Annotated in this window: 4 protein-coding genes and 1 pseudogene; 1 reads left to right on the top strand and 4 read right to left on the bottom strand. The window is 63.7% G+C overall.

The annotated features are described in order from the left end of the window. Positions 1–106: 106 nt before the first annotated feature. A complete protein-coding gene (gene xenA, locus OO306_RS27790; RefSeq protein WP_238215882.1) occupies positions 107–1,198 on the bottom strand; it encodes an NADH:flavin oxidoreductase/NADH oxidase in 1,092 nt (363 codons plus the stop codon). 49 nt (positions 1,199–1,247) lie between these two features. Between xenA and OO306_RS27795 the strand changes: the two genes are divergently transcribed. Further along, positions 1,248–1,583 carry a helix-turn-helix transcriptional regulator gene (locus OO306_RS27795; protein WP_027594635.1) on the top strand — a complete coding sequence of 112 codons (336 nt, stop codon included), beginning with the start codon at positions 1,248–1,250 and terminating at the stop codon, positions 1,581–1,583. A 117-nt stretch (positions 1,584–1,700) separates the two neighbouring features. Here the strand turns inward: OO306_RS27795 and OO306_RS27800 are convergent, their stop codons facing one another. From OO306_RS27800 to OO306_RS27810, 3 genes and pseudogenes are all read right to left on the bottom strand, one after another. Beyond that, a complete protein-coding gene (locus tag OO306_RS27800; protein ID WP_265970367.1) occupies positions 1,701–2,318 on the bottom strand; it encodes a metalloregulator ArsR/SmtB family transcription factor in 618 nt (205 codons plus the stop codon). Then, positions 2,318–2,956 (bottom strand): hypothetical protein, encoded by a 639-nt coding sequence (locus OO306_RS27805; RefSeq protein ID WP_265970368.1) that lies wholly within the window; start codon positions 2,954–2,956, stop codon positions 2,318–2,320. The genes OO306_RS27800 and OO306_RS27805 overlap by 1 nt, the downstream gene beginning before the upstream one ends. Before the next feature lie 86 nt (positions 2,957–3,042). Next, a pseudogene (locus tag OO306_RS27810) lies at positions 3,043–3,187 on the bottom strand (ATP-binding protein); the annotation flags it as partial.

Genomic DNA, 3,187 nt, shown 5'->3' on the forward strand with positions numbered 1-3,187 from the left:
AAGCCCGCTCCCACAGGTAACTGCCAACCTCAAGGCCAGCGGAGTACCTGTGGGAGCGGGCTTGCCCCGCGAAGAGGCCGGCCCAGGCTACTGAATAATCAGCAACTCAGCGATAACGCTCAAGCCAGTGCGCATAAGGCGCCGGCAAGGTCCACGACGCTTTATCCACCCCCAACTCCTTGGCCGCGAAGTACGCCCAGTGCGGGTCCGCCAGGTGCGCACGCCCTACCGACACCAGGTCGAGCTGATTGGCTTTCAGCGCGCCTTCAGCCAGCTGCGGCGTACCAAAGCCCCACGCCGACGTCACCGGCAGGCCGGCCTCGCGGCGTACGCGCTCGGCAATCGGCCCCATGAACGCCGGGCCCCACGGGATGTTCGTCTCAGGGATGGTGAAGCCGACGCTGACACTCAGCAGGTCCAGGCCACCGGCTTTGAACATCCGGGCCAACTCGATGGACTCGTCCAAGGTCTGCTCATCGCGGCCGTCATATTCCAGCACACCAAAGCGGGCGGTCAGCGGCAGGTTCTCCGGCCACACCTCACGCACGGCTGCCAGGGTTTCCAGCAAGAAGCGGCTGCGGTTCTCGAAGCTGCCACCGTAGGTGTCGGTACGCTGGTTGGAATGCTCGGAGAAGAAGCTTTGGCCCAGGTAACCGTGGGCAAAGTGCAGCTCGATCCACTCAAAGCCCGCCTCGCGCGCACGGCGTGCGCCGTCGACGAAGTCCTGCTTGACCCGGGCAATGTCGTCCAAGGTCATTTCGCGCGGTACTTTCGGCAAGTGAGCGCCGAAGGCGATGGCCGAGGGGGCGATGGTCTGCCAGCCGCGGGCATCGTCGGCGGCGATGTGGTCGTCCCCTTCCCACGGGCGGTTGGCGCTGGCCTTGCGCCCGGCATGGGCAATCTGGATGCCCGGCACTGAGCCTGCTGCTTTGATCGCCTGCACCATCGGCACGAACGCCTGGGCATGGGCGTCGCTCCAGATACCGGCGCAGCCGGGGGTAATGCGCCCTTCCGGCGCGACTGCAGTGGCTTCGACCACCACCAGGCCGGCACCACCCCGGGCCAAGCCGGCCAGGTGGACGTGGTGCCAATCATTGACCATGCCGTCCTCAGCCATGTACTGGCACATGGGCGGAATGGCAATGCGGTTGCGCAGGGTGACGTCTTTGAGGGTATAGGGTTCGAACAATGCGGACATGAGGGACTCCGGGTTCATCTGAATACGATAGTTCGATCATAATCGAACTATGGCAATAATTGAAAGGCCCGTTATCATGTCGACCATGCGAGCCTACAAACATCCCAACCCTGAAGACCTGATCCTCGAGCGCCTGCTTTACGCCTTGAGCGACCCCGTGCGCATGGAGATCGTGCGCCACTTGGCGGGCGTGGCGGAGGCCAGCTGCGGCGAGCTGGACGGCGGCCGGCCGAAGTCGAGCATGTCGCACCATTTTCGCGTGTTGCGCGATGCGGGGTTGGTGCATACGCGTAATGTCGGCACTACCCACATGAACTCGTTGCGCAGCGAAATGCTCGACGAACGGTTCCCTGGGTTACTGGCGTGCATTCTGCGGCAGCAGTGATTGCTGTGCGGGCCTCTTCGCGGGCAAGCCCGCTCCTACAGGTACATCGCCAGACTTGAAGTTGGCGCAGATCCTGTGGGAGCGGGTTTACCCGCGAAGAGGCCCGCACTATCAGCATCAAGTCTGTTCCTTACGCAGCGCAAACCTGCACACCTGCCCTCCCCTCAGCATGCATTCTTCATGGCTCACCTCGCCGCCCCCCAACGCCCCGATCAACGCCAGGTCCAGCTCGCACACCACCGGGTGCGCCTTGGCCAGGTGATGGAACACGCAATTGTGCGCCACGATCTGCGGCTCCCCGGCTGAGCGAAAGAACACCTCTGCCTCATACCCGGCCGAGTTCATGTGCTGAACGATGCGCGCCTCATCCACCACCTGCCGCTCCAGGTCTGCCGCCAGCTTGCGCCCCAACTGGCGCATCAGCACCTGCAGGGCGTCATGGCCGATGATGCCGGCCACTTCATCGATCAACAGATTGGCCAACACCGGATACTGCCGCGGGAACAGCTCGCGGGCATGCTCGGTGAGCTGGTGCAGTTGCTCCGGGCGGCGCCCGGTAGGCCGGGTGGCACCGCGCATCACCAGGCCGTCACGCTCCAGTGCGGCCAGGTGCTGACGCACGGCGGTACGGGTGATGGCCAGGGCCTGCGCCAGGTCGTCGATGCTCATGCCAGCCGGCTGATGCAGCAACGCGTGGAGCAGGTCCTGTTGGGTACGGCCAAGCCCTTCGAGCATCAGAACTTGTCCGGGAACTGTTTGACCAGCGCCGCCGTCAAGGCGTCCGCCAGTGCCAGGATATGCTCGCGCATCATCCCCCAGGTGCGTGCCTCACCGGCATAGTCGCCAGCGGCAAGCTGGTCGATTTGCGCAATATGATGGCCGCCATGGGCGCCGAGCATCGTGATCAGGGTCTGCTCGGGCAGGTTGGGGTTGGCCTTGGCCAGGAACGCGGCAAGCGCCTTGGCGTTGCTGGTCAGGTCATCGACAGCGGCCTGCTGGCCTTGCTTGTCCTTGCCCACGGTGGCGTCACTGTAATGCTTGATGGCGCCCCAGTGGCCGGCGAGCAGTTTGAGCAACTGGTCGGCTGCCGTCTGGCCGTACAACGGCGCAATGCTGTTGGCGATGCGGGTGGCATCGGCGACCACTTCGTTGGCAGCGACTGCGGCTTGCTTGGCATTGCCGGCCTGGTTGGCCACGGCGTAGTTGCGGACCCAGAAAATGTGCTCGACCCACAGGTCGCGCATGGCAAGGCGCGTGGTCAGTGCACCGGCTTGGGCGGGTTTGGCGGCGGGGGTAGCGGTTGAGTAACTCTGGCTCCATGCCGGCTGTGCGCACAGCGCTAGCAGCAGTAAGGCAGCAATCTTGAGGTTCATGACGGCACCCTCCTGGAGGGGATCGACTGACAAGATTAATTTAAGCATCAAAATATGTTTTTATTGGCCCTTGGCAGGGTTTCCGATCAGCGGTTTTCTGTGCCGTCCAAATCGAGGACCAGCACGGTCACATCGTCCCGCCCACGGCAGAAGTCGCGATGCAATACCGCCGCGATCACGGCTGGGTGGCGGAGCACGAGGCCCGGGTAGGCTTGAAGGTTCCAACGGGAC

This window comes from Pseudomonas sp. DCB_AW (assembly GCF_026240895.1).
Lineage (GTDB): Bacteria > Pseudomonadota > Gammaproteobacteria > Pseudomonadales > Pseudomonadaceae > Aquipseudomonas > Aquipseudomonas kermanshahensis.

What these genes read in the sequence shown, in the direction of transcription:
- xenA (WP_238215882.1), bottom strand. Translation starts at nt 1,198, where the DNA reads ATGTCCGCATTGTTCGAACCCTATACCCTCAAAGACGTCACCCTGCGC.
- OO306_RS27795 (WP_027594635.1), top strand. Translation starts at nt 1,248, where the DNA reads ATGGCAATAATTGAAAGGCCCGTTATCATGTCGACCATGCGAGCCTAC.
- OO306_RS27800 (WP_265970367.1), bottom strand. Translation starts at nt 2,318, where the DNA reads ATGCTCGAAGGGCTTGGCCGTACCCAACAGGACCTGCTCCACGCGTTG.
- OO306_RS27805 (WP_265970368.1), bottom strand. Translation starts at nt 2,956, where the DNA reads ATGAACCTCAAGATTGCTGCCTTACTGCTGCTAGCGCTGTGCGCACAG.